This is a genomic window from Wenyingzhuangia sp. (assembly GCF_039768515.1).
Lineage (GTDB): Bacteria > Bacteroidota > Bacteroidia > Flavobacteriales > Flavobacteriaceae > Wenyingzhuangia.
In genome coordinates this window covers 1-3474 of the sequence record NZ_JBDNAI010000063.1, presented here as the reverse complement: position 1 = coordinate 3474, position 3474 = coordinate 1, and the positions used below count along the sequence as shown (strand labels likewise).

The 3474-nt window shown below is 36.7% G+C and carries 2 protein-coding genes; one reads left to right on the top strand and one right to left on the bottom strand.

Annotation, left to right across the window (positions count from 1 at the left end):
• Positions 1-1229, bottom strand: a 1229-nt coding sequence (locus ABF281_RS03835) for a class I tRNA ligase family protein (protein ID WP_347180378.1), incomplete at its 3' end; no start/stop codon positions are given.
• Between the two features lie 434 nt (positions 1230-1663).
• Between ABF281_RS03835 and lepA the strand changes: the two genes are divergently transcribed.
• The gene (gene lepA, locus ABF281_RS03830; protein ID WP_347180377.1) at positions 1664-3460 is read left to right on the top strand and encodes a translation elongation factor 4; all 1797 of its coding nucleotides are present in this window, start codon (positions 1664-1666) and stop codon (positions 3458-3460) included.
• Positions 3461-3474 lie beyond the last annotated feature (14 nt).

The window sequence follows — 3474 nt, the reverse complement described above, 5'->3', positions numbered from 1 at the left end:
CGTTGGTCTCCACAAGGAACTGCCATCACGGCACCTGTACCATAACTCGCTAATACATAATCTCCAACCCAAATAGGTATATTCTCTCCTGTAAAAGGATGCTTTGCATAAGCACCTGTAAAAACTCCTGAAATGGTCTTTACGTCGGACATCCTCTCTCTTTCTGAGCGCTTGGATGTAGCTTGAACATAAGCTCCTACTTGTTCTTGTTGTGCCTCAGTAACAATTTTAGAAACCAACTCATGTTCTGGAGCTAAAGTCATAAATGTGACTCCAAAAATAGTATCTGGTCGGGTTGTAAACACCTCAATAACCAATGGTGATACCTCACCACTTGAACTTTTTTTATTTTCTACCTCAAAGGTTACGCTTGCTCCTTGAGAACGTCCAATCCAGTTGGTTTGAGAATCTTTCAAAGGCTGGGGCCAATCAATATTTTTTAGCCCATCTAACAATCTTTGTGCATAAGCCGAAATTCGCATCGACCACTGCATCATTTTTTTACGAATCACAGGATGACCACCACGTTCTGATAGCCCATTAATAATTTCATCGTTTGCCAAAACTGTCCCTAAATTAGGACACCAGTTTACCTCGGTCTCAGACAAATAAGTCAGTCTATACTTAGCTAATATTTGCTCTTGTTTTTCATTAGAAAAAGCAACCCATTCAGGGGCTGTAAATTCCAACACTTCATCATCACAGACAGCATTTACCCCTGCGGTACCCCTAGTCTCAAAAGCTTTGATCAAGGTGTCAATTTTTTCCGCTTTATCCGTTTCTTTATTATACCATGCGTCAAATAATGCAGTAAAAATCCACTGAGTATGTTTGTAATATTCTGGTGTAGAGGTTCTAATTTCTCTTGACCAGTCAAAGGAAAATCCTATTTTATCTAATTGCTTTCGATAAGTATTGATGTTGGTTTCTGTTGTCTTAGCAGGATGCTGACCTGTTTGAATCGCATACTGCTCTGCTGGCAATCCAAATGAATCATAACCCTGTGGATGTAAAACATTAAAACCTTTATGTCGTTTGTAACGTGCAAAAATATCAGAAGCAATATAGCCCAGTGGATGACCTACGTGTAATCCTGCTCCTGAAGGATAAGGAAACATATCTAACACATAAAACTTAGGCTTATCCGATAGGTTCTCAGCCTTAAAGGTTTTATGATCAGCCCAATATTTTTGCCATTTGGACTCTATCTCATTAAAATTATATTCCATCTCTATTTTTAAAATTTTTCCACTCAATAAAATCAACACAAGTGAGAGGCACAACAAAAATACAGTTCTTAGGTCAAACAATAAAACCTTGGGTTAAGTAAATTATAAACCTTCAAAAACATCAAACAACTTTACTTCACCTTCAGGCACTTTGTCGATAGAAAAAGATACTTTCGTCGTTGTAATCATAAACAAACAACACCTCTCATAAAAAAATAAACTTGACATCAAACCTTAAGAAAAAAGCGCTCGATTACCGAAAGCTAAACACTGCAAAACAAATCATCATGGCAATTGCTATAGTTTGTTTATTGTATTTTGATGTCGAATATTCATCACCCTATATTTAATCTCAGTAATTTGTTTAGAAGAGATTATTATCCAATTTGAATACTGTATCTTTGTGTGCAAAACATGCTAGTATTTTAGGACAAATGAAGAACATTAGAAATTTTTGCATCATTGCGCATATTGACCATGGTAAAAGTACCTTAGCCGACAGATTACTTGGTTTTACAGGAGCTGTTTCTCAAAGAGAAGAACAAGCTCAATTACTTGACAATATGGATTTGGAACGTGAACGTGGTATTACCATCAAATCTCACGCCATTCAAATGAATTACCAACACGAAGGACAAGATTATATTTTAAACTTAATTGACACGCCTGGTCACGTAGATTTTTCCTACGAAGTCTCAAGATCTATTGCTGCTTGTGAAGGTGCATTATTGATTGTTGACGCAGCACAAAGTATACAAGCGCAAACCATTTCAAATTTATATCTAGCGTTAGAAAACGATTTAGAAATAATACCCGTACTGAACAAAGTAGATCTACCCAGCGCTAACCCTGAAGAGGTAACCGATGACATTGTAGATCTATTAGGTTGTGAAGCTGAAGAAGTAATTCACGCAAGTGGAAAAACTGGATTTGGTGTTGATCAAATCTTAAAGGCTATTATTGAAAAAGTCCCAGCACCAGAAGGAAATCCAGAAGCACCGTTAAAAGCTTTGATTTTTGATTCTGTTTACAATTCATACCGAGGAATTGAAACCTATTTTAGAATTATTGATGGCTCCATAAAAAAAGGAGAGAAGATTAAATTTATGGCTACTGGTAAAGACTACTTTGCAGATGAAGTTGGTACTCTTAACCTGAGCCAGAGTCCAAAAAAAGAAATTAAAACTGGTGATGTTGGTTACTTGATTACTGGAATAAAAACAGCTTCAGAAGTTAAAGTTGGTGATACAATCACAAGTCTAACGAATGCAACTGCTGAGAGAATTGATGGATTTGAAAACGTAAAACCAATGGTATATGCCGGGATTTATCCGGTGGATACAGAGGACTATGAAGAATTAAGAAATTCTATGGAGAAACTACAGTTAAACGATGCTTCCTTAGTCTTTCAACCTGAAAGTTCGGCTGCTCTAGGGTTTGGTTTTCGTTGTGGATTTCTAGGCATGCTTCATATGGAAATCATACAAGAACGTTTAGAACGTGAATTTGACATGACGGTGATCACTACTGTACCCAACGTTTCCTACCATGCATTTACAAAAAAGAATCCTGAAAACATCATTATGGTCAACAACCCTACTGACTTACCGGACCCTTCGAGTATGGACAGAGTTGAAGAACCTTATATTAGAGCCTCAATTATCACCAAATCTGACTTTGTTGGACAAGTGATGAGTTTATGTATAGAAAAACGTGGCGAGATAGTCAATCAGACCTATTTGACCACAGAAAGAGTGGAACTCATTTTTGATATGCCATTGGCAGAAATTGTTTTTGACTTTTACGATCGTTTGAAAACAGTTTCCAAAGGGTATGCTTCCTTTGATTATTCTCCAACGGGAATGAGATCTTCCAAACTAGTAAAAGTAGATATCCTATTGAATGGTAGCTCTGTGGATGCTCTCTCGGCCTTGATCCATGCAAATAATGCACATCACATTGGAAAAAAAATGTGTGAAAAACTAAAAGAATTAATACCACGCCAACAATTTGACATCCCAATTCAAGCGGCTATTGGGGCAAAAATAATTTCTAGAGAAACAACCAAAGCTTTGAGAAAAGATGTAACTGCAAAATGTTATGGTGGTGATATTTCTAGAAAACGCAAATTACTAGAAAAACAAAAGAAAGGAAAAAAACGCATGAGACAAGTTGGAAATGTTGAAATCCCTCAAGAAGCTTTTATGGCAGTCTTAAAACTTAACGATTAATGGCATAATTCACG

Coding starts and splice junctions, on each gene's coding strand:
- lepA (WP_347180377.1), top strand. CDS start 1,664: ATGAAGAACATTAGAAATTTTTGCATCATTGCGCATATTGACCATGGT.